The organism is Niveibacterium sp. 24ML (assembly GCF_026586805.1).
Lineage (GTDB): Bacteria > Pseudomonadota > Gammaproteobacteria > Burkholderiales > Rhodocyclaceae > Niveibacterium.
Genome location: NZ_JAPFHA010000007.1, coordinates 24,307 through 45,311 on the forward strand (window position 1 = coordinate 24,307; position 21,005 = coordinate 45,311).

General features: G+C 60.2%; 20 protein-coding genes and 1 tRNA gene. 16 read left to right on the forward strand and 5 right to left on the reverse strand.

What is annotated here, in order from left to right; all coding sequences use genetic code 11:
- Positions 1-28 precede the first annotated feature (28 nt).
- The 13 genes from thrS (at position 29) to rpoS (ending at position 11,366) form a co-directional block, all read left to right on the forward strand.
- Positions 29-1,945, forward strand: coding sequence for a threonine--tRNA ligase (gene thrS, locus OPU71_RS07905; RefSeq protein WP_267727028.1), 1,917 nt, complete (start codon positions 29-31; stop codon positions 1,943-1,945).
- Positions 1,946-1,970: 25 nt separating this feature from the next.
- A complete protein-coding gene (gene infC / locus OPU71_RS07910; RefSeq protein WP_267727381.1) occupies positions 1,971-2,501 on the forward strand; it encodes a translation initiation factor IF-3 in 531 nt (176 codons plus the stop codon).
- Positions 2,502-2,649: 148 nt separating this feature from the next.
- Positions 2,650-2,847, forward strand: a complete 198-nt coding sequence (rpmI, locus tag OPU71_RS07915) for a 50S ribosomal protein L35 (RefSeq protein WP_172204368.1) — start codon at positions 2,650-2,652, stop codon at positions 2,845-2,847.
- A 13-nt stretch (positions 2,848-2,860) separates the two neighbouring features.
- Positions 2,861-3,220, forward strand: a complete 360-nt coding sequence (gene rplT / locus OPU71_RS07920) for a 50S ribosomal protein L20 (protein WP_267727033.1) — start codon at positions 2,861-2,863, stop codon at positions 3,218-3,220.
- Positions 3,221-3,289: 69 nt separating this feature from the next.
- Positions 3,290-4,321 carry a phenylalanine--tRNA ligase subunit alpha gene (gene pheS, locus OPU71_RS07925; protein WP_267727035.1) on the forward strand — a complete coding sequence of 344 codons (1,032 nt, stop codon included), beginning with the start codon at positions 3,290-3,292 and terminating at the stop codon, positions 4,319-4,321.
- A 3-nt stretch (positions 4,322-4,324) separates the two neighbouring features.
- On the forward strand, positions 4,325-6,706 hold the full coding sequence (pheT, locus tag OPU71_RS07930) for a phenylalanine--tRNA ligase subunit beta (RefSeq protein ID WP_267727037.1): 2,382 nt from the start codon (positions 4,325-4,327) through the stop codon (positions 6,704-6,706).
- A 2-nt stretch (positions 6,707-6,708) separates the two neighbouring features.
- Positions 6,709-7,038 (forward strand): integration host factor subunit alpha, encoded by a 330-nt coding sequence (locus OPU71_RS07935; protein WP_267727039.1) that lies wholly within the window; start codon positions 6,709-6,711, stop codon positions 7,036-7,038.
- Entirely contained in the window at positions 7,013-7,393 is a 381-nt protein-coding gene (locus OPU71_RS07940; RefSeq protein WP_267727042.1) for a MerR family transcriptional regulator, read from the forward strand. Before OPU71_RS07935 ends, OPU71_RS07940 begins: the two co-directional genes overlap by 26 nt.
- Before the next feature lie 46 nt (positions 7,394-7,439).
- Positions 7,440-7,516, forward strand: a tRNA-Pro gene (locus tag OPU71_RS07945).
- 504 nt (positions 7,517-8,020) lie between these two features.
- Positions 8,021-8,764 carry a 5'/3'-nucleotidase SurE gene (gene surE, locus OPU71_RS07950; protein WP_267727044.1) on the forward strand — a complete coding sequence of 248 codons (744 nt, stop codon included), beginning with the start codon at positions 8,021-8,023 and terminating at the stop codon, positions 8,762-8,764.
- Positions 8,761-9,420 carry a protein-L-isoaspartate(D-aspartate) O-methyltransferase gene (locus tag OPU71_RS07955; protein ID WP_267727046.1) on the forward strand — a complete coding sequence of 220 codons (660 nt, stop codon included), beginning with the start codon at positions 8,761-8,763 and terminating at the stop codon, positions 9,418-9,420. Before surE ends, OPU71_RS07955 begins: the two co-directional genes overlap by 4 nt.
- Entirely contained in the window at positions 9,417-10,418 is a 1,002-nt protein-coding gene (locus tag OPU71_RS07960) for a peptidoglycan DD-metalloendopeptidase family protein (RefSeq protein ID WP_267727051.1), read from the forward strand. Before OPU71_RS07955 ends, OPU71_RS07960 begins: the two co-directional genes overlap by 4 nt.
- Positions 10,419-10,427: 9 nt before the next feature.
- Positions 10,428-11,366: an RNA polymerase sigma factor RpoS gene (gene rpoS / locus OPU71_RS07965; protein WP_267727054.1), complete on the forward strand. Its 939-nt coding sequence runs from the start codon at positions 10,428-10,430 to the stop codon at positions 11,364-11,366.
- 1 nt (position 11,367) lies between these two features.
- Here the strand turns inward: rpoS and mltB are convergent, their stop codons facing one another.
- The 4 genes from mltB to OPU71_RS07985 are packed head-to-tail and all read right to left on the reverse strand — an operon-like array spanning position 11,368 to position 16,227.
- The gene (gene mltB, locus OPU71_RS07970; RefSeq protein WP_267727057.1) at positions 11,368-12,393 is read right to left on the reverse strand and encodes a lytic murein transglycosylase B; all 1,026 of its coding nucleotides are present in this window, start codon (positions 12,391-12,393) and stop codon (positions 11,368-11,370) included.
- Positions 12,372-14,318, reverse strand: coding sequence for a transglutaminase TgpA family protein (locus tag OPU71_RS07975; RefSeq protein ID WP_267727061.1), 1,947 nt, complete (start codon positions 14,316-14,318; stop codon positions 12,372-12,374). The genes mltB and OPU71_RS07975 overlap by 22 nt, the downstream gene beginning before the upstream one ends.
- Positions 14,315-15,289, reverse strand: coding sequence for a DUF58 domain-containing protein (locus OPU71_RS07980; RefSeq protein ID WP_267727065.1), 975 nt, complete (start codon positions 15,287-15,289; stop codon positions 14,315-14,317). The genes OPU71_RS07975 and OPU71_RS07980 overlap by 4 nt, the downstream gene beginning before the upstream one ends.
- On the reverse strand, positions 15,286-16,227 hold the full coding sequence (locus OPU71_RS07985; protein ID WP_267727069.1) for an AAA family ATPase: 942 nt from the start codon (positions 16,225-16,227) through the stop codon (positions 15,286-15,288). The genes OPU71_RS07980 and OPU71_RS07985 overlap by 4 nt, the downstream gene beginning before the upstream one ends.
- 90 nt (positions 16,228-16,317) lie before the next feature.
- Between OPU71_RS07985 and OPU71_RS07990 the strand changes: the two genes are divergently transcribed.
- The 3 genes from OPU71_RS07990 to bamC are packed head-to-tail and all read left to right on the forward strand — an operon-like array spanning position 16,318 to position 19,352.
- Positions 16,318-17,241 (forward strand): histone deacetylase family protein, encoded by a 924-nt coding sequence (locus OPU71_RS07990; protein ID WP_267727073.1) that lies wholly within the window; start codon positions 16,318-16,320, stop codon positions 17,239-17,241.
- 58 nt (positions 17,242-17,299) lie between these two features.
- Positions 17,300-18,178 carry a 4-hydroxy-tetrahydrodipicolinate synthase gene (dapA, locus tag OPU71_RS07995; protein WP_267727075.1) on the forward strand — a complete coding sequence of 293 codons (879 nt, stop codon included), beginning with the start codon at positions 17,300-17,302 and terminating at the stop codon, positions 18,176-18,178.
- Between the two features lie 13 nt (positions 18,179-18,191).
- Positions 18,192-19,352, forward strand: a complete 1,161-nt coding sequence (gene bamC / locus OPU71_RS08000; protein ID WP_267727077.1) for an outer membrane protein assembly factor BamC — start codon at positions 18,192-18,194, stop codon at positions 19,350-19,352.
- Positions 19,353-19,824: 472 nt separating this feature from the next.
- Here the strand turns inward: bamC and OPU71_RS08005 are convergent, their stop codons facing one another.
- Complete coding sequence (locus tag OPU71_RS08005) at positions 19,825-20,820, reverse strand: JmjC domain-containing protein (RefSeq protein ID WP_324256045.1); 996 nt, start codon at positions 20,818-20,820, stop codon at positions 19,825-19,827.
- Positions 20,821-21,005: the final 185 nt, after the last annotated feature.

Sequence of the window (21,005 nt, forward strand, 5' to 3'; positions counted from 1 at the left end):
CTTTTTTTTTGCCCTTGTGGGGACTGCTATGTCTAACGTGCGTCTGCCGGATGGTTCGGTCCGGTCCTTTGATCGGCCGGTGACGGTGGCTGAGGTGGCTGTCAGTATCGGCGCTGGCTTGGGGCGCGCCGCTTTGGCTGCCCGCGTTAATGGCGAACTCGTAGATACGAGCCATCTGATCCAGACCGATTGTGATCTGGCGATTCTGACCGCCAAGGACGCTGAGGGGCTTGAGGTTATCCGGCATTCGACGGCTCATTTGCTTGCGTATGCAGTAAAGGAGTTGTTTCCTGAGGCGCAAGTCACTATTGGCCCGGTTATCGAAAACGGGTTCTATTACGACTTTTCGTTTCCTCGGGGCTTTACTCCGGAGGATCTGGTCCGGATCGAAGAGCGCATGGCCGAGCTCTCCAAGCGTGATATCCCGGTGACGCGCGAGGAGTGGTCTCGCGATGACGCTGTGGCGTTCTTCAAGGGCATTGGAGAGGCCTACAAGGCCGAGATCATTGCAAGCATTCCGGCTGATCAGCAGATATCACTTTACCGAGAGGGTGCGTTCGTCGATCTGTGCCGCGGGCCCCACGTGCCTTCAACTGGCAAGCTCAAATTCTTCAAGTTGATGTCTGTGGCGGGTGCTTATTGGCGTGGCGACTCTCGTAATGAGCAGTTGCAGCGCATTTACGGCACGGCGTGGGCGAGCAAGGAGGATCTGGACGCCTATCTCCACATGATCGAAGAGGCTGAAAAGCGCGATCACCGTAAGCTGGCCAAGGTTCTCGACTTGTTTCATTTGCAGGACGAGGCGCCCGGGATGGTGTTCTGGCATCCGAAAGGCTGGACGCTCTGGCAGCAAATTGAGCAATACATGCGTCAGCGCCTGGATGCGGCCGGTTATCTGGAAGTGAAGACGCCGTTGGTGATGGATCGCGTTCTTTGGGAGCGATCTGGGCACTGGGACAATTATCGCGACAATATGTTCGTGACGGAGTCCGAAAAGCGCGACTACGCGGTCAAGCCGATGAATTGTCCGGGCCATGTCCAGATTTTCAATCATGGGCTTCGCTCCTATCGCGAGTTGCCGTTGCGTTTGGCGGAGTTTGGCTCCTGTCATCGAAACGAACCGTCAGGCGCTTTGCATGGCCTGATGCGTGTGCGTGGTTTCGTTCAGGATGATGCGCATATCTTCTGTACCGAAGATCAGATCGTCTCTGAGGTTCGCGCATTCAATGACCTTCTTGTATCGGTCTACAAGGATTTTGGCTTCGTTGACGTAGCCGTCAAACTGTCGCTGCGGCCTGAAAAGCGCGCTGGCGCTGATGAGGTCTGGGATAAGGCAGAAGACGGCTTGCGTGAGGCGTTGCGGGCTTCCGGCGTTGAGTGGATCGAGCTTCCAGGTGAGGGGGCTTTCTATGGCCCCAAGATCGAATATCACATCAAGGATGCACTGGGTCGCTCGTGGCAGTGCGGAACCATGCAGCTGGATTTTGTGTTGCCGGAGCGTCTCGATGCAGAGTATGTGGCCGAAGACAACACGCGCAAGCGCCCGGTCATGCTTCATCGCGCCATTCTTGGTTCGCTTGAACGGTTCATTGGCATTCTGATCGAGAACTTTGCCGGCAGCTTCCCGCTCTGGCTGGCGCCAAAGCAGGCGGTCGTCATGAGCATTTCTGAGCATCAGGCGGACTATGCGCAGTCTGTAGTGGAGCGGCTTGTTGCGGCAGGTTATCGCGCTGAGGCGGATTTGCGCAGCGAGAAGATTTCCTATAAAATTCGGGAACATAGCTTGCAAAAGCTGCCATATCAGCTGGTCGTCGGTGAGAAAGAAAAGGCGGCTGGCGTGGTTTCCGTACGTGCCCGGGGTGGTCAAGATCTTGGCCAGATGCCCCTCGATCAATTGCTAGATCGCTGGCGCCACGAGATGGATTCTCGTGGTAGTGCGGTTTGATTTTTACTTTTTGGAGACTTAGACCATCGCTCAGGAAAAGCCGCAGCGCCTAAACGGAGAAATCAACGTATCCGAGGTGCGCTTGGTAGGAGAGGACGGCGAGCAGCTCGGCATCGTCCAGACACGACAAGCCCTTGAAATGGCCGAAGAGGCTGGGCTTGATCTCGTTGAAATCGCGCCGCTCGCAAAGCCGCCAGTCTGCAAGCTGATGGACTTTGGGAAGTTCAAGTATCAGGAATCGAAGAAGGCGCACGAAGCCAAGCTCAAGCAAAAGCAGATTCAGGTCAAGGAGGTCAAGCTTCGTCCGGGTACCGACGAAAACGACTATCAGATCAAGCTGCGGAACATGACGCGTTTTCTTCAGGATGGCGACAAGGTGAAAGTCACCTTGCGCTTCAGAGGGCGCGAGATGGCGCACCAGGAGTTCGGTGTTCGCCAGTTGGAGCGTATCAAGGCGGATCTGGAGGCGGTCGGGATGGTTGAACAGTTCCCGAAGCTGGAAGGTCGTCAGATGGTGATGGTTCTTGCTCCTAGCAAGAAAAAGCAGCCGGTTTGACCGGGTGTTAGGAAGAATCTCGGGGCTTGCATAAGCAGGCCTTCTGGGACGGCTCTTCAGTGAGCTGTATATAAGTGGTTCCAGGTTCCATAAGTGCTCTCTGCTGAGAGCCACCCGGTGCCATAGACTAACAATTGGAGTGTGTTTCATGCCCAAGATGAAAACCAAGAGCGGCGCCAAGAAGCGCTTTAAGGTCCGCTCGAGCGGTAGCATCAAGCGTTCGCAGGCGTTCAAGCGCCACATCCTGACCAAGAAGACGACGAAGACCAAGCGCCAGCTGCGCGGCATGGAGGGCGTTCACGCGTCCGACGTAGCCCAGGTCAAGTCAATGCTTCCTTACGCTTAATCAGGAGTAGCTCATGCCTCGCGTAAAACGTGGTGTAACCGCCCGCGCTCGTCACAAGAAAGTCCTCGATCAAGCCAAGGGCTATCGCGGTCGTCGCAAGAATGTATATCGCATCGCCAAACAGGCGGTGATGAAGGCCGGTCAGTATGCGTACCGCGATCGTCGTCAGCGGAAGCGTCAGTTCCGCGCGCTTTGGATTGCGCGTATCAATGCAGCTGCCCGCGAAGTTGGCCTGAACTACTCCAAGTTCATGAATGGTCTCAAGAAGGCATCCATCGAGATCGATCGTAAGGTGCTGGCAGACTTGGCTGTTTTCGATAAGCCCGCTTTTGCGGCGATTGCGGACCAAGCCAAGGCCCAACTTGCTGCGTAATATTTGGTAGCAGAAGAAAAGGAGGCTATGCCTCCTTTTTTTTGTCCTTTACGTCCCGGAAGCGCATTCGTGGATCATCTGGAACAGCTTGTAAGTCAAGCACTTGCGGAATTCAGTGCAGCGCTCGATGCCAACGCGCTCGAGCAAGCCAAGGCGAAGTATCTGGGTAAGAGTGGCTCGTTGACCGATCTCCTCAAGGGGCTCGGAAAGATGGACGCCGACGCCCGGAAGGAAGCTGGGGCCGCGATCAATCGGGCGAAATCGACGGTTGAGCAGGCTCTTGAAGCGCGACGTGAAGCCATGCGTAACGCCGCATTGGCGCAACAGCTCGCCGCCGAGGCGCTAGACGTCACTTTGCCTGGCCGCGGCAGGGGCAACGGGGGCTTGCATCCCGTGACCCGAACGCTCGATCGTATTGAGCAATTGTTTGCTGGAATCGGTTTCTCGGTGGCTGATGGCCCCGAGATTGAAGCTGACTGGTTCAACTTCACTGCATTGAACACGCCTGAAAACCATCCCGCGCGATCAATGCATGACACTTTCTACCTTCAGGATGCGCCTGGCGTGCTGCTGCGCACCCATACGAGTCCTGTGCAGATCCGTTACATGAAGGATCATGTTGAGAAACACGCGGACTGTGCCGCGATGCCCGAGATCAGGATCATCGCGCCGGGGCGTGTCTATCGCGTGGATTACGACGCAACCCACTCGCCGATGTTTCATCAGATCGAAGGCCTTTGGGTGGGTGAGCGCGTCAGCTTTGCGGATCTCAAGGGCGTGATCGCGGAATTCCTGCGTCGCTTTTTTGAGACCGACGAGCTTCAGGTTCGTTTTCGACCGTCGTTCTTTCCCTTCACCGAGCCATCCGCCGAGATCGATTTTGCCTTCATGAGTGGGCCGAACAAGGGGAAGTGGCTGGAGATCGCAGGTTGCGGGGTGGTGCACCCAGCAGTTTTGCGCAATGGAGGGATCGATCCTGAGCGCTACACAGGATTTGCCTTCGGAATGGGTCTCGACCGTCTGACGATGTTGCGTTATGGCGTCGATGACCTCCGTTTGTTCTTCGAAAACGATCTTCGCTTCCTCAGCCAATTCAGGTAAGTCATGCAGTTCTCAGAGCACTGGTTACGTTCCCTGGTCAATCCTGCGCTGGACTCAGCGGCGTTGGGGCATCTGCTTACGATGGCGGGGCTTGAGGTTGAAGATGCCGAGCCTGTAGCGCCAGCGTTTTCGGGCGTTGTGGTCGCGCAGATTCTAGAAGCACAGACACACCCCAACGCGGATCGCTTGCGCGTCTGCCGCGTGGATGTCGGGGCTGGCGAGTCGCTGCAAATCGTGTGTGGTGCGCCGAACGCGGCTGCCGGGATGAAGGTGCCCTGCGCACTTGTGGGGGCGGTCCTTCCTGGTGGATTCGAGATCAAAGCCGCAAAGCTCCGTGGCGTTGAGTCCTTCGGGATGCTCTGTTCCGCGAAGGAACTTGGCATCTCGGATGAGAGTGCTGGGCTTCTCGCGTTGCCTGCTGATTTCGTCGTCGGAAGCAGTCTTCGTGATGCATTGCTGCTCGACGATACGCTTTTCACCATCAAGTTAACGCCCAATCGACCCGATTGTCTGAGCCTCAATGGCGTTGCCAGAGAGGTTGCTGCGCTGACCGGTACGCCCTTTGCCCCGCAGACCGTCGCCCCGGTCCCGGCGGTTCACGCTGAGTCACGACGCGTCGAGCTGGATGCCGTTGATGGTTGCCCTCGCTATTTCGGCCGGATTCTGCGGAATCTGGATCCGACCCGCGCTGCGCCGGACTGGATGAAGCAGCGCCTAGAGCGCTGCGGGGTGCGATCCATCAGCGCGATTGTTGATGTGACGAATTACGTCATGCTCGAACTTGGTCAGCCGCTGCATGCATTTGATAACGACAGACTGAAGGGGGCGGTTCGGGTTCGTTGGGCGAGTCCTGGCGACAAACTGGTGTTGCTTAACGGCCAAGAGCTTGAGCCGGATTCGCGCACACTTTTGATCGCCGACGATGCGGGGCCATTGGCATTGGCAGGCGTCATGGGCGGCGAAGCGAGCGGGGTGACCGATTCAACTCGCTCCGTGTTCCTTGAAAGCGCGTTCTTCCAGCCTGATGCGATCGTGGGACGTGCACGTCAGTATGGATTTACCTCGGATGCGTCCCACCGCTTCGAGCGGGGCGTGGACTTCGAATTGCCGGGTTGTGCCATCGAGCGTGCAACCGAACTGATCCTCTCGATTTGCGGTGGCGAGGCGGGCCCGGTTGTGGGGGCTGAGAGCACCACAGATCTGCCCCGTCGGCCTCCGCTCTCAGTCCGAGTGGATCGGGCGGTGCAAGTCATTGGTGTTCCTTTTTCGGCAGACGAGATCGTTGCGATTCTTGGTCGCCTTGGAATGCCGGTTGAGACAGATGGCCAGTTGGTCACGGTTACGCCTCCGTCCTATCGGTTTGATCTGCAGATCGAGGAAGATCTGATTGAGGAGATTGCGCGGATTCGCGGGTATGAATCGATCCCCGAGAAGGCACCTCAAGGCGTGCTCCGGATGCCGGCGCTGCCGGAACGCAAGCGCGGCGCCGCAAGCATGCGCAGGGCACTTGCAGCGCGCGAGTTTCAGGAAGTCATCAACTACGCCTTCATTGAAGAAGCGTGGGAGCGAGACTTCTGTGGCAACCATGATCCAATCCGCCTCGCCAATCCGATCGCTAGCCAGATGTCGGTCATGCGCTCCAGTCTCATTGGCGGCTTGATCGGTACGCTGATGGTCAACCAACGGCGTCGCACCAACAGAGTACGGATTTTCGAGATCGGTCGATGCTTCGCAAGGGATCCATCGGGATATCCCGTCGCTGGCTACAATCAGCCGGTCAAACTTGCGGCGCTCGCCTGGGGAGCTTCAGAAGCAGAGCAATGGGGTGTTGCAACGAGGCGAGTGGATTTCTACGACCTGAAGGCTGATATTGAGGCGCTGCTCGACGGGCGGACGCTGGAGTTTGCGCGCGCCGATCACCCAGCACTGCATCCGGGGCGCGCTGCGAGTGTGCTTTGCGATGGCGTATCCGTCGGCTGGATTGGCGAACTGCATCCCAGCTGGGTGCAGAAGTACGAACTGGGTGTCGCGCCAATCGCCTTCGAGCTGGATTTCGAGGCGGTCGCCTTGCGTCCGATGCCGGTCTTTGCTGCGCCTTCGAAATTCCCCCCGATGTTGCGGGATATTGCGTTGGTGGTGCCGGTCGGTGTCAATGCGGGTGAGCTTCTCAAAGTGTTGCAAGAGGCGCAGGCACCGATCACGCAGGCCATTGAACTATTTGATGTTTACCAAGGCAAGGGCGTCGATCCGGATCGCAAGAGTGTTGCCTTCCGCATACGCTTCCAACATACTGATCGCACGCTTGAGGACGCTGAAGTCGATGCCGCAATCAATGTTTTGGTTGGTCGTGCCGCTGAGCGGTTTGGCGCGCAACTGAGGAGCTGATTGTGTCGATGACGCTAACGAAAGCCGAGTTGGCCGATCTTCTGTTCGAAAAGGTCGGTCTCAACAAACGGGAAGCCAAAGACATGGTCGATGGCTTCTTCGACGAAATCCGTAACGCGTTGGAGCGGGGCGAAACGGTGAAGTTGTCGGGTTTTGGCAACTTCCAGTTGCGGGACAAACCGCAGCGTCCTGGCCGGAATCCAAAGACCGGGGAAGAGATCCCGATCACAGCGCGTCGTGTTGTGACCTTTCACGCCAGCCAGAAGCTCAAGGCTGCCGTGGACTTGTTGAGCGAATCCGACATCAATGTCGCAAGCCAGCGCGCCGCTTGAAGCGGTCGTCCTTCCCCCGATCCCTGCCAAGCGCTACTTCACGATCGGTGAAGTCAGCGAATTGTGCGGTGTAAAGCCCCATGTGCTCAGATACTGGGAGCAGGAGTTCACGCAGCTCAAGCCGGTCAAGCGCCGGGGCAACAGGCGTTACTACCAGCATCATGAGGTGCTGTTGGTCCGCAGGATCCGTGATCTGCTGTACAACGATGGCTTCACGATCAGCGGGGCACGCAATCGCCTTGACGACCAGGCGGGGCGGGATCGCGAGCAGTCTGCGCGGGAGGAGCGTGAGGCGGCCTTGCTCGGCGCCATCCGTGGCGAGTTGGAGGATGTCCTGCAATTTCTGCGTAGTTAGAAATCAGCGGCCATTTTTCTTTTTTCTGCTATAATCTTTGGCTAGTCGGGGCGTAGCGCAGCCTGGTAGCGCACTTGCATGGGGTGCAAGGGGTCGCGAGTTCGAATCCCGCCGCCCCGACCAAATAGATTCAAACAAAAGGCTCGTCTTCGGACGGGCCTTTTGTTTTTTGCTTTCGGTGTTGCGTGCTCGCTCCTTTGTGCGCCGACAGGGTTTTCTTCAGTTTTGAGGCGGCTTGCTCCTTAGCGTCACGTCACACAAAGCGGGCTTGTCCTTGTTTTTACGCAGCCAAGCGCCGCGGAGGAGGTCGCAAGGCGGCGGAGTAGAAGCGCAAGCGGGCGTCAATGCCGCGGAAGATCTGCATCCATCAGCGGTGGTGATTGACTGCGGCGACCGATTGGTGGTCCCAAGCGAGGGTCAGGCGGCTGCGATGGCGACGCTCAGCGTATAATTCCGCGCTTTGTCGATCTGCATGAATTGAGCCTTTTTTTTGGGGCCGCAATTATGCGTCGCTGCACGATACTTCCAACAACCGCTTGACCCGCCACAGCTGCGCGACCGCTTCACCCTCCCTTGGACAAGGGGTTCCTGCGCATAGTGTGTCTTCTGCTTCGAGAGCGCTTTGATATGAGGATCCTCATCAGCAACGACGATGGCTACTTTGCGCCGGGTATCGCTGCCTTGTCCGAAGTGCTAGGCACCTTTGCAGAAGTGGCAGTGGTGGCGCCTGAACGAGATCGTAGTGGCGCGAGCCATTCTTTAACGCTTGATCGCCCACTGTCTGTGAGGCGAGCGCCGAGCGGCTACCACTATGTCAATGGCACGCCCACGGATTGCGTTCACCTTGCGGTAACCGGATTCCTCGATTTCCGGCCCGATCTTGTCGTGTCAGGAATCAATCACGGCGCGAACATGGGTGACGACACGATCTATTCCGGGACTGTTGCCGCTGCAATGGAGGGGTATCTGCTGGGTATTCCAGCCATTGCGGTGTCCTTGGTGGGGCGGGAGGGAAACAACTTCCAGACCGCCGCCGAGGTTGCCGCCAGCGTGGTGAAATCCGTGGCCAAGGACTTGGCTGGCCCGCCGTTCTTGTTGAACGTAAACGTGCCGGATGTAGCGTTCGCTGAACTCCGCGGTACTCGGGTGACGCGGCTTGGGAAGCGGCATATGGCCGAGCCGGTGGTGCGATCGAGCAATCCGCGCGGTGAGACTATCTACTGGGTGGGCGCCGTGGGCGCTGCTCAGGATGCAGGTGAGGGCACAGATTTTCATGCAGTTGCAGAGCGCTTTGTGTCCATCACGCCATTGCAGGTCGACCTGACCCAGTTTGAGGCCCTTGAATCCTGGAAAGCGCGGGTCGCTGGATGACGCACAAGCTTGGCGCATCGGCGGTGTCGGCTGTTCGTGCCCGTGTGCGCATGGTCGAGAACCTCAAACTGCAGGGCATTTCGGATGCCCGTGTGCTTGCTGCAATGAATCAGGTGCCGCGGCACCAGTTTGTTCAGGAGGCGCTCGCAAGTCGTGCTTATGAGGACACCGCCTTGCCGCTCGGGTGTCAGCAAACGATATCGCAGCCTTATGTTGTTGCGCGGATGATCGAGTTGCTGGCGCAAGGGCGTGACCTGGGGAAGACACTTGAGATCGGCGCAGGGTGTGGTTACCAGGCGGCAGTGCTTGCATGCATTGCGCGTGAGGTCTACACGATCGAACGGATTCGCACGTTGATCGAGCGCGCAAAAGAGAACCTTCGCCCGCTTCGTGTGCCCAACCTGCGCTTGAAGTATGGTGATGGCATGGCTGGTCTACCTGAGGCCGCGCCGTTTGATTCGATCATTGTGGCCGCGGGCACCTCTCAGGTACCACGAGCGTTGGTTGATCAGCTCGCACCGCTCGGCCGCCTGATTCTGCCGCTTGGTGGCGCTGATCAGATTCTCCTGATGATTGAGCGTCAGGCAGACGGCAGGCTGCGCGAATCGCGCTACGATGCGGTCCGTTTTGTACCGTTGTTGGCAGGAACTGAATGACACTGAATTTGCCTTTGAATCGACTGCTGTTGTGTGCCGTGCTGGCCGTGGCGCTGTCGGCCTGTACAAGTACCGGAAGAGCGCCCGTTGAGGATCGCGCCGCCACGGGGCGCTCCGCGTCGGCCGCCACCAGCGACACCGCCGCGCCGCAAGCACCCAAGCCGGGCTACTACGTCGTAAAACGCGGTGACACGCTGATCAGCATCGCGCTGGAGCACGGACAAGACTGGCGCGATATCGCGAGCTGGAACGGCATTGAGAATCCGAATCTGATCCTTGTTGGCCAGGAGTTGAAGGTCAAGCAAGGCGATGGCGCCGTTGCTAAAGTGCCGGCCTCGCCGGTGATCGAGACCAAGCCGCTTGAGCCAAAAGGCACTGCGGCAACCGTGGTTCCGCAGAAGCCTGAAGAGGGGCTGCGGCGAGAGCCCAAGGGCGGCAAAGTGCCGTATTCCGACCAGGCGCTGGCTGCTGCCGTGAAGGCGGACGAGGCTGCGCGTAGCGGGGCAAAGCTGGCGGTTACGCCCAGCCCGTTGCCGGCTGCGTCAGCGAGTGAGCCTGTGCCTGCAGATTCACCCAAGAAGGAATCGGCGCCCGACCCGAAGTCGGCGACACCCGATCCGAAAGGCAGCGATGACTTCGACTGGGCCTGGCCCGCGTCCGGCAAGGTCGTCAATGCCTTTAACGAGTCCACCAACAAGGGTGTGGATATTGGCGGGCAAGTCGGCGATCCGGTGGTGGCGTCGGCCCCTGGCAAGGTCGTTTATGTTGGGTCCGGCTTGCGCGGCTATGGAAATCTCGTCATCATCAAACACAACGCGACCTACCTGAGCGCCTATGCCCACAACCAGAAAATTCTGGTCAAAGAGGGGCAGGCCGTGAAGCGGGGGCAGGAGATCGCGGCGTTGGGTGACAGTGACGCTGATCGCGCCAAGTTGCACTTTGAGATTCGGCGCCAAGGCAAGCCTGTAGATCCTCTGAAGTATCTTCCTAAACGCTAAGGGTGGGATATGTACGATCCGGCAACCTTTTTCGAAGACGAAGACGAAAAGGAACCGGATCTCCCGCCAGAGATTGAGGCGTTTGGCGCCGAGCCCGTTCAGACGCCGCCCGAGAACGAGTTCCTCAACGATGTCACACAGATTTATCTGAATGAGATCGGCGCGAATCCGCTGCTGACGGCGGATGAAGAAGTGGCACTGGCGAGGCGGGTGCGACTGGGCGACTTTTCTGCCCGCCAGAAAATGATTGAGCACAACCTGCGACTGGTTGTGAACATTGCCAAGCACTATCTCAATCGTGGCATTCCGTTGCTTGATCTGGTCGAAGAAGGCAACCTCGGCCTGATTCACGCGCTCGAGAAGTTCGATCCGGAACGCGGCTTCCGTTTCTCGACCTATGCGACCTGGTGGATCCGCCAGAATATCGAGCGCGCGATCATGAATCAGTCGCGCACGATTCGCCTGCCGGTGCATGTTGTCAAAGAACTGAACCAGGTGCTTCGCGCACAGCGTTCGATTGAATCAAGCCGCGGCGGTGCAACGATCGAGGATGTGGCCGAGCGGCTTGAGCGGCCGGTGGCGGATGTGCGTGCGATTCTGGCGCTCAACGAACACACTGCGTCGCTGGATGCGCCACTCGATATTGATCCCAACCTCTCGATTGGCGAGTCGCTCGCAGACGAAAACTCCGATGGGCCTGAAGCAACACTGCAGAACGCAGAGATCGAAGGTCTTGTGCGGCAGTGGATCGGGCAACTATCTGAAAAGCAGCGCATGGTGATCCAGCGTCGGTATGGGCTGGATGACTGCGATGTTCAGACGCTGGAAGAGCTTGCGCTTCAGCTTGGCCTGACCCGCGAGCGGGTGCGGCAAATCCAGCTTGAGGCGCTCGCGCAACTGCGCCGTATCCTTAAACGCCGCGGCGTGTCGCGCGACGTTCTGCTCTAGTTCAGTTTGGTCGCTGCTGACGGGCCTGTTTGACTGCCGTCGCAAGGTGATAGACCGTCATCGCGTAGAAGCTGCTGCGGTTGTAGCGAGTGATGACATAGAAATTCTGGTAGCCCAGCCAGTATTCGGTTGCGGCATCCGGGGTCACCAGATCGATCAAGGCGGCTGGTTTGTCGTAAGCGCCCGGCGCATCCGGTGATACACCGAGCCTTTCAAAGTCCTGTCGATTGAAGGCTGGCGAAATGCCGGCTTCGATCAGGGCGATTGCCCGTTGCGGGTCTTGCACCTTGGCGGGGACAGCGATCGGGCCACCCGTCTCCCAGCCGTGCTGGCTCAGAAAACTGGCTACGCTGCCGATTGCATCGACCGGGCTGCTTTCAAGCGAAATGCGTCCATCGCCGTCGTAGTCCACGGCGTAGCGGCGGATGCTGCTTGGCAAGAACTGTGGCCAGCCCAGCGCACCAGCGTAAGAGCCCTTGTACAGGCCGACCGGGACACCGTTGTCACGCGCCAGCAGAAACAGCTCGCCGAGTTCGCGTCGGAACAATTCGGCGCGTGGCGGGTAATCAAAGGCAAGCGTTGCCAGCGCGGAAAGGGTCTGGAAGTTGCCGAGCTGGCGCCCGTAGATCGTTTCGACGCCGATGATGCCGACAATGATCTCTGCCGGTACGCCAAATTCTTCTTCGGCTCGCGCGAGTGTGCTTTCGTGCTCCTGCCAGAAGGCCAGGCCAGCATTGATGCGGGTCTTGTCGATGAAGCGTGCGCGGTATCGGGTCCAGGACTTCACCGTCGGGCTGGCCGGCGGCAGGATGTATTTGATTACCGCGGGCAGGTGCTTGGCTTCCGCTAGCGCCGCGAGGATGGCACCTTCGTCAAGTGATTCGCGCGCTGAGAACTCCGCGGCGAATTTCTTGACCTCGTCGCGGCTCTCGTAGGGGGCCAGGTCCGGTTCTGCGGCGTGAATCGCTACCATCATGGTGGTGAGCAATGCCGCCACAAGGGCCTTCAGGGGTTTCTTGCAAGCCATTCTTTGATCGATTTGCTCAGTTCGGCTGCTTCGGTGCCGGAAGCAGGTGGGCCGTAGGTGATGCGCGCATAGCGTGCGGCAAAGTCTGTCAGCGAAGCACGCCACAGTGGCTGGATGCTGCCGGCTCGCGCCGCGAAGGCAATGGGTCCTTCGCTGACGTCTGGCGCCAGATCATACCGCGCAAGTCGTTTCAGCAGGTCTTGCCAGCTGCGCTCGGTTGCGCTCAGCCGCTTGCGATTGCGGAAGAGCGCAATCCAGACGGCCGCTTGCCAGAGCGCCGCGCCAGCAACCAAGAGCGCGACCATGTTGCGCCAATCCGGGCTGAAGCCCAGGCTTGAAAGCAGGTCGCGCTGGCGTTGGGCGTCATAGCCGAGCACCCAGGTGTTCCAGGCGTGCGAGACCGCCTCGGCCCGGTTACGCAGGTTCCGCAGCCATTCGTTGTCAACCCGCACCATGAGCGGAATTGGGTCGCCGATCGGAAGCGATGCGATCAAGCCTTCGTCGATCCGGCGTGGCGCCGCTGCGGCGGTGGGGTCGATGCGCACCCATCCGCGCCCGGCAAGCCAGACTTCGGCCCATGCGTGGGCATCGGATTGGCGCACGACCAAAGTCCCGTCGATCGGATTGACTTCGCCGCCTTGGTAACCTGCCACAACGCGCGCTGGTACCCCCGCGTTTCTCATCAACACCACGAAGGCGTTGGCAAAGTGTTCACAGAATCCGCGCCGGGTTTCGAACAGGAACTCGTCGGCGGCATTCCGCCCCAGGCGGGGTGGCGACAGCGTGTAGAGGTAGTTGCCTTCGCGCAGAAATTGCAGCGCGGCTGCTACGCGATCTTTCGGTTCCGCGTGCGTCGCGCGCAGCGTTTCGCCGAAGCGCGCGACGCGCGGGTTGCTGCCGGCCGGTAGCCTGAGGTTCAGCGCCTTGACCTGCTCGCTCTCGCCAAGTCCGATCCGTGCCCCGGGTGTGCTGCGGAGTGCGACGCGCTGACGCGTTGCAAGCGGCCGCTCCGCCAGCAGGACAAAGTCGCCCCCCATTGATTGCGTGCCCGCTGGGCGTGCGTGTTCAAGGGCGAAGAGCCAGCGGTTCTCGCTTGGCTCGAGCGTGACGATATAGCTCACTTCCTGGCCCGCTTCCGGTGGCGCACTGATTTGCGCGGCGGGCGCCTGGCGCCAGGTGGTGCCATCGAACATGGAAAGCACCGGTCCGCGAAAATAACGTGAGGCCTGAGTCGGCACACCATCGGGAAACTCCGCGCGGAACGCGATTGCCCCCGACTGCGAGAGGTCAGAGATCGACCCGGGGCGCATGGTGTCTGACATGCCGGTCATTGCGCCGGTGCCGTCAGAGGGCATCGCCCAGAGCGGAGAGTCGATGCGCGGGAACAATACGAAGAGCACCGCCGCCAGGGGTACGGCGATGGCGAGCATGCGCAGGCTGCTGCCGAGCCCCATGCGCAGCGACAGTTCGGGTTGTTCAACCCGCTGCATGGCACTCAGGGCTATCGCGCAAGAGAGGGTTGCGGCGATCGCGGTTGTGGCGTTCTGCTCGATCAGGAAGTAGCCCATCTGCATGAAGAAACACAGTTGCACCGTGATGTGTGCGTCGCGGCGCTTGGTGGTTTCGACCAGCTTCAGGGCCAGCAGCATTGCAAGCAGTGCCAGACCGGGCGTGCGGCCAAAGGCCGTGCCATAGCGGGAAAGGGTTACGCCCACGGCAACGGCCGCCAGCAGCAAGAGCAGCGCCCGCGACGGCGCCTTCTGGTGAGTGCCGCCACGCAGACGCGCAAACATCCACAGCAGCGGAATGGCGGCCACGAGCGCGACTTCGGGCGAAAGATGAATCAGCAGCGGCGTCAGCGTCAGCGTAACGGCGACAAGAAGCCACCATCCGGTGTTGCGATCGAGCAACTTGTGCGGGCTCATGTGCGATCACCGCCGTGCAGGGCAAGCGCCCGGAGCGCGTCGTTCAGATGTGCGGGGCCGCGCGCGGGCCCGAGGGTCTTTCTCGGGAGGCGCAGCCCCCAGTCCAGGCCTGACTGCTCCGCCTGCAAGGCCCAGGCGCACAGGCGCGACAGACGTGCCTCGGTCCCCATCGTGCTGGGGCAGGCGTCCCAGTCGAGCCAGCGCTCACCGCCGACCTCGCTCTCGAAATGCTTGGTTGCCATCGGGCCGCCCCGTGCAAGCTGGCGCCATGCGATCCGGCGCGGCGGATCCCCCGCACGATAGGGCCGCAAGCTATCGAAGCTCGAGCCTTCGCCGCTTTTCATGCTGAGGCCCTCGCCGTCGCCTTCGCTCAGCGCCGGGGCGGGCGGGTCGACCTCCGGCGCGGGATACACAAGGCCAAGCAGATCTGGCTCCAGGTAACTCCATGCGACCACCAAACCCAAGGGATAGCACGTTTCCAGGCGGAGCCGCCCCACCGGGTGCGCCCCCCGTTTGCGCTCGGGGAGTGTGATAGTGACGCTGGTTTCGCTTTGCGCTGCAATGGAAAGCTCGATCGCCGGGCCGTCCAGCGCGCCAATCGCGAGCGCAAAGCGCGGCCGGTTCTTTGTGTCGGAGAGTCCTAGCAAGGCGGTGCGCGCATCGCCAGCGTAAGCGTTCTCGCAGCGCCCGCTGGTCAGGCTGATGCCCAGCAGGTTGCGATGCGCCCGCACCATCGCCAGATGCCCAACGCCGGCGAGCACGAAGGTCATCGCAAATCCCAGCGCGAGGTTGTAGTTGAGGCTGGCAATCAGCATTGCCAGCAACATTGCACCAAAGCTCAGCCCTGCCGCGGTCGGCAGCACGTAGATGCGGCGCTGGCCCAGCGTTACCGGCAATGCTTCGGCGCTGCGGCCACGTAGCATCCAACGCTGCGCGCGCGCTTGCATCGTCTTCTTGATGCCGGAAATCACGCGACCGGGGTGCTGCTCAAGAGTTCGTCCACGATCGCTGCGGTGAGGCTGCGCGTGTCTTTGCCGTGCAAGCGGTGCGCGGAAACGGCCTGCCAGACGGCCTGCACGTCTTCCGGTGCGACGAAGTCGCGCCCCTCGGTTAGCGCAAAGGCGCGCGCCGCGGCCAGCAGGGAGAGGCCCGCGCGGGGGCTGAGGCCCTGGAGCACGCCACCGTGATTGCGTGATGCGGTCAGCAGCCGCAGGACGTAGCGGGCAATCGCCTCGCTCACGAATACATCGGCGCAGCTGTTCTGCAACTGCATCAGCTGCGCGCGATCGGTGACCTGTGCGATCGCTTTGCGCGCTCGGCGGTCCTGTCCGGTGAGCAGTGCGAGTTCCGCCGCCGGGGGCGGGTAGCCAAGCGCCAGGCGCATCAAGAAGCGATCGAGCTGCGATTCGGGCAGATCGAACGTGCCGGCGTGATGCGTCGGGTTCTGTGTGGCGATCACAAAGAATGGTTCGGGGAGCGGATGCGTCTGCCCGTCCACCGAGACACGGCGTTCTTCCATGGCTTCGAGGAGTGCGCTCTGGGTTTTGGGCGAGGCGCGATTGACTTCGTCCGCCAGCAAGACCTCGGAAAACACCGGGCCGGGGCGAAACGCAAACTGCGCAGCGCCAGCATCCCAGATCGATACGCCAACCAGATCGGCAGGGAGCAAGTCGCTGGTGAACTGGACGCGTCGCCATGCCAGGCCGCAGGCGTCGGAGAGTGCATGTGCGAGTGTTGTTTTGCCCACACCGGGCACGTCTTCAATCAGCAGATGGCCGCGCGCCAGGAGGCAGGCCACCGCAAGGCGGATCTGCGCCTGTTTGCCCAGAACGGCAGCACCCACCGCGTCAGCGATTGATTGCGCCAGTGTGCGGGCTTCCGATATCGGCAGTTTTTGTGTTGGGCTCATCGTAGTGGTCGGATAATATTCGTCGAGGGGGAGGGCCGCTGATCATTGTCGGCCTGTTCATTTCATAAGCAAGAGGCGGCGAGGGGTCAAATGGCGACCGCGTTCATCACCCATCCTGATTGCTGGATGCACAACATGGGGGCGATGCACCCCGAATGCCCGGATCGCCTTTCTGCGATTCAGGATAGATTGATCGCTTCAGGCATCGATTCGTTCCTCAGCTTCTACGATGCGCCGCAGGCGAGCATCGAGCAACTGTCGCGCGTTCATCCGTCGCAGCATGTCGAAGACCTGATTCACTGCGCGCCCGAACGGGGCATCAAGCACATCGACGCCGATACCGCGATGTGTCCGCATACGATTCGCGCTGCCCTGCGCGCCGCGGGTGCAGGTGTGATGGCGACGGATCTGGTGATGCGGGGCGAAGTGCAGAACGCCTTCTGCGCCGTTCGCCCGCCGGGGCACCACGCCGAGCGCGCCCGCGCGATGGGCTTCTGCTTCTTCAACAACATCGCAGTCGCCGCCGCTCATGCGCTTGAGCAACACGGGCTCAAGCGGGTTGCGGTGGTCGACTTCGATGTTCATCACGGCAATGGCACCGAGAACATCTTCGCGGGTGACCCGCGCGTGCTCATGGTCAGCTTCTTCCAGCACCCGTTTTACCCCTACAGCGGCGCTGACAACCCGGCATCGAACATGGTGAATGTGCCGGTGCCAGCAGGTACCCGCGGCGAAGGATTTCGTAATCTGGTTACGGATATCTGGCTGCCGGCGTTGGCTGAGTTCGCGCCTGAAGCGCTCTTCATCTCGGCGGGCTTTGATGCCCACTACGAAGACGACATGGCATCACTTGGTCTGGTGGAAGCGGATTATTCGTGGGTCACCTTGCAGCTGAGGCAGTTTGCTGAGGCCCACTGCGGCGGGCGTATCGTCTCCATTCTTGAGGGGGGCTATGCGCTGTCCGCGCTTGCACGCAGTGCGGTCGCACATATCAAGGTGCTGGCAGACCTGTGAAGCGGTTTTCTTGCGGTATGAGCTAGAATGCTGCCTTTGTCTTTTTGGCGGCACACGCATGATTAAGGGTTCGATTGTCGCCATCGTCACGCCGATGCTGGACGATGGCAGTCTTGACCTGACGCGCCTCAAGAGCCTGATCGACTGGCATGTGGGCGAGGGTACCGATGGCATCGTGATCGTCGGCACAACCGGTGAATCGCCGACGGTCAGCGTCGACGAGCACTGTGAGCTCATCCGCACTGCGGTGGGGCATGCGGCAGGGCGTGTGCCAGTCATCGCTGGCACCGGCGCCAATTCCACCGCGGAAGCCATCGCGCTGACGCGCTTTGCGAAGTCCGCGGGCGCCGATGCTGTCCTGTCTGTTGTGCCCTACTACAACAAGCCGACTCAGGAAGGTATCTATCAGCACTTCCGTGCCGTGGCAGAGGCGGTCGATATCCCCGTCATTCTCTACAACGTCCCCGGTCGCACCGGGGCCGACATGTCGAATGACACCGCGCTCAGACTCGCGCAGATTCCGAACATCGTGGGCATCAAGGATGCGACCGGCGCGATCGATCGCGCCCTGGATCTGATCCTGCGCGCACCGGCCGACTTTGCCCTGTACAGCGGCGATGACATGACCTCGCTGGCCTTCTTGCTGCTGGGTGGCCATGGCGTGATCTCGGTGACGTCCAATATTGCGCCGCGCGACATGCATGATCTGTGCGTGGCGGCCGCTGCGGGCGATCTGGAGAAAGCGCGCTCAATCAACGCCCGCCTGGTGGGGCTGCACAAAGACCTGTTCTGCGAACCGAATCCGATTCCGGCCAAGTGGGCGCTCGCCCGTATGGGCCGTATCGGTGCTGCGCTTCGTCTGCCGATGACGCGGCTGACCGTCGCAAACGAATCCAAGCTGCTCGACGCATTGCGTCAGGCCGGCATTGAGGCCTGAGGAGTAGTTTTCTATGAAGTTGAAAACCGTAGCGCCGGTGTGTCTGCTTGTCGCGCTTTCCGCATGCACTTTCTCGACGAAAGACATTGGCAAGGTCGACTACAAGGCTGGCGCCCAGCAGCGGCCGACGGCGCTTGATGTGCCGCCGGACCTGACCAGCCCGGGGCGCGATGATCGCTATGCCCTGGATGGCGAAGGCGCAGTGGCCGCTGCCACCTTGTCGGAGTTCCAGGCGGGTCGCAAACCCGCCGGCGCGGGCGGCATCGCTCCGGCCACGGGGCCGCTTGTGCTGCCGGACGTTGCCCAGATGTCGATCGGTCGCGCAGGTTCGGAGCGCTGGCTGGTTGTGCCGCTGACGCCGACCCAGGCTTACGCAAAGGTCAAGGGCTTCTGGCTGCAGAACTCGTTCCCGCTGGTTGTCGATCGCCCGGAACTGGGCATCCTCGAAACTGACTGGGTCGAGAATCGCGCCAAGATCAAGCAAGACATCATCCGCGATACCGTTGGCAAGTACCTTGATGGCATGTATACCTCGCCGGAGCGGGATCGGTATCGCACGCGGATCGAGCCGGGCGCAAAGCCGGGTACGGTTGACATCTTCATCAGCCACCGCGGTATCGAAGAAGTTGTGACCGGCGGCGTGCAGCAGGATTCATCGGTCTGGACCTGGCGCAAGTCTGATCCAGGCATGGAAGCAGAGATGCTTCGGCGCATGATGCTGGCCTTCGGCGTTTCGGAAGACCGCGCACGCGACTTGCTGGCGAGTTCTCCGGCAACCGAACGCGCCCGATTCGAGCGCGCTGCAGATGGCGGGGCGGCCCTTGTTCTGACGGGTTCGATCGACGATGCCTGGCGTCAGGTCGGGTTGGCGCTTGATCGCAACGGCCTCCTGGTTGAGGACCGTGATCGCACGGTTGGCTTGTTCGATGTCAGAGTCGCCGGCGTCAAGCCTGAGGAAAGCAAGAGCAGCTGGCTGGACAAGCTTGCGTTCTGGAAGACCACCGCGCCCGCTTCTAGTCCAGTGGCAAGCTTGAAGCCGGGGCTTGCATATCGCGTCTTTGTGAATGGCAGCGAAAAGAGTTCCGTTGTCCGTGTGCTTGATGCCGACGGAAATATCGACAAGGGCGAAGAGGCGAGCAAGATCCTGAAGCTGCTTTACGAGTCGCTCAAGTAGGCACTACTGATTGGTGGTTGGTTAAAAAGAGCGCTCTGAGAAATCAGGGCGCTTTTTCCTTTTTCGAAGTCCGTGTTTGCCGGTGCTGTAGACGCAAAAAAGCCGACCCGAAGGTCGGCTTTTTCGTTCCGTCGGCGGAATTACTGAGCCGGGGACTGCTCAACTGCCGGAGCCGAAGCTTCAACTGCCGGAGCCGATTGCTCAACTGCCGGAGCCGATTGCTCAACTGCCGGAGCTTCAACTGCCGGAGCCGATTGCTCAACTGCCGGAGCCGACTGCTCAACTGCCGGTTCTTGCTTCGAGCATGCGGTAACTGCGAGCGCCAGCAGAGCGGCGACGAGGAGAGATTGCTTCATTGTTGGTTTCCCTTATCGATAAAGACAAACGCCAAATTCTTTGGTCGGCTCGGTTATTAACCTAACCAATCGAAGATTCTAGCATGTTTTTCAAAGCTCAATCATCGGCTGGGGGTTCATGCGAACGCCCCTGGATGACCAAACCCACTGCAATACCAATCATAAAACGCATCAATCACTGCCGGGTTGACAGCATTTGCTGAGATTGAGCGATTTTTTGCGATGTCCCGGAAAGCCGCGCGCTGAGCGCTTGTTGTTTCAAATGGCTCGCCATTCAGATAGAAGCAATGGCCCTTGAACAGGAGTTGCGTCTTGAGGTCCAGGCGAAATCCATTTGCGCGTATCAAGCGTTCGAATGCAGCGGGCGCAAGCGGACGCGCCGGTGGTTCAAAGAACACATGTGATTTCGGCTCGCTCAGATAGGCTCCAAGAAAGTTGGCAACGGTTTTCTTGTTCCAGGTGATGCCGTGCAGCATTTGCGCAACCTGTTCAACCATGTCGTCGCTGATTTCGGCTGGGTTGCGCGGGCGCTCGAGGTTTGGGTCAGCGTAACGTCCGCGCAAGCAGAGGTTTTCCTGGAGGTAGGTGAGAAAACCGTCTGCCAGTTCTTGTGCGGTTGCCGTCCGGAAGCCGACCGAGTAGGTCATGCAGTCGCCAATTGCCACCCCGTCGTGCGCGTACTGGGGCGGCAAGTACAGTAGATCGCCTGGCTCAACGATCCATTCTTTGCTTGGCTTGAAGTGCTTGAGCAGGCGCAGCGGTGCGCCGTCAATCACGGTCAGATCGCGTTGCGCACTGATTCGCCAGCGGCGACGCCCCATCCCCTGGATCAGGAAGACGTCGTAGTTGTCGAAATGTGGGCCGACACCGCCGCCGTCCGTTGCGAAACTGACCATCAGGTCGTCGAGCCGTGCGTAGGGGATGAAGTTGAACTCGCGCAGCAGTGCATCCGCTTCGTTTGAAACCAGGTTCGTGCCGGACACGAGTGCGGTCCACGGCCCCTTGCGGCGCCACGCCTTTGGCGTGAACGGTCCGTGTTCCAGCTCCCACTGACCGTCGGTTTGCCAGACCATGCGCGATTCCATTTCATCGCTCTGTGCAAGGTCGAGCAATTGCGCGCGATCGAAGGGGCCCTTGAATCCGGGGATGGCGCCACGCACAAGGAGTGGTTTCTTCTGCCAGTACTTGGACAGGAATTCGTCGGCTGTCAGGCCGCCTAGAAGGGTCGAGTTCATCGGCCGATTATAGCGGCGCTCGATCGGGATGCCCGCTGCTACAATCCGGCCCCTTCAAACGT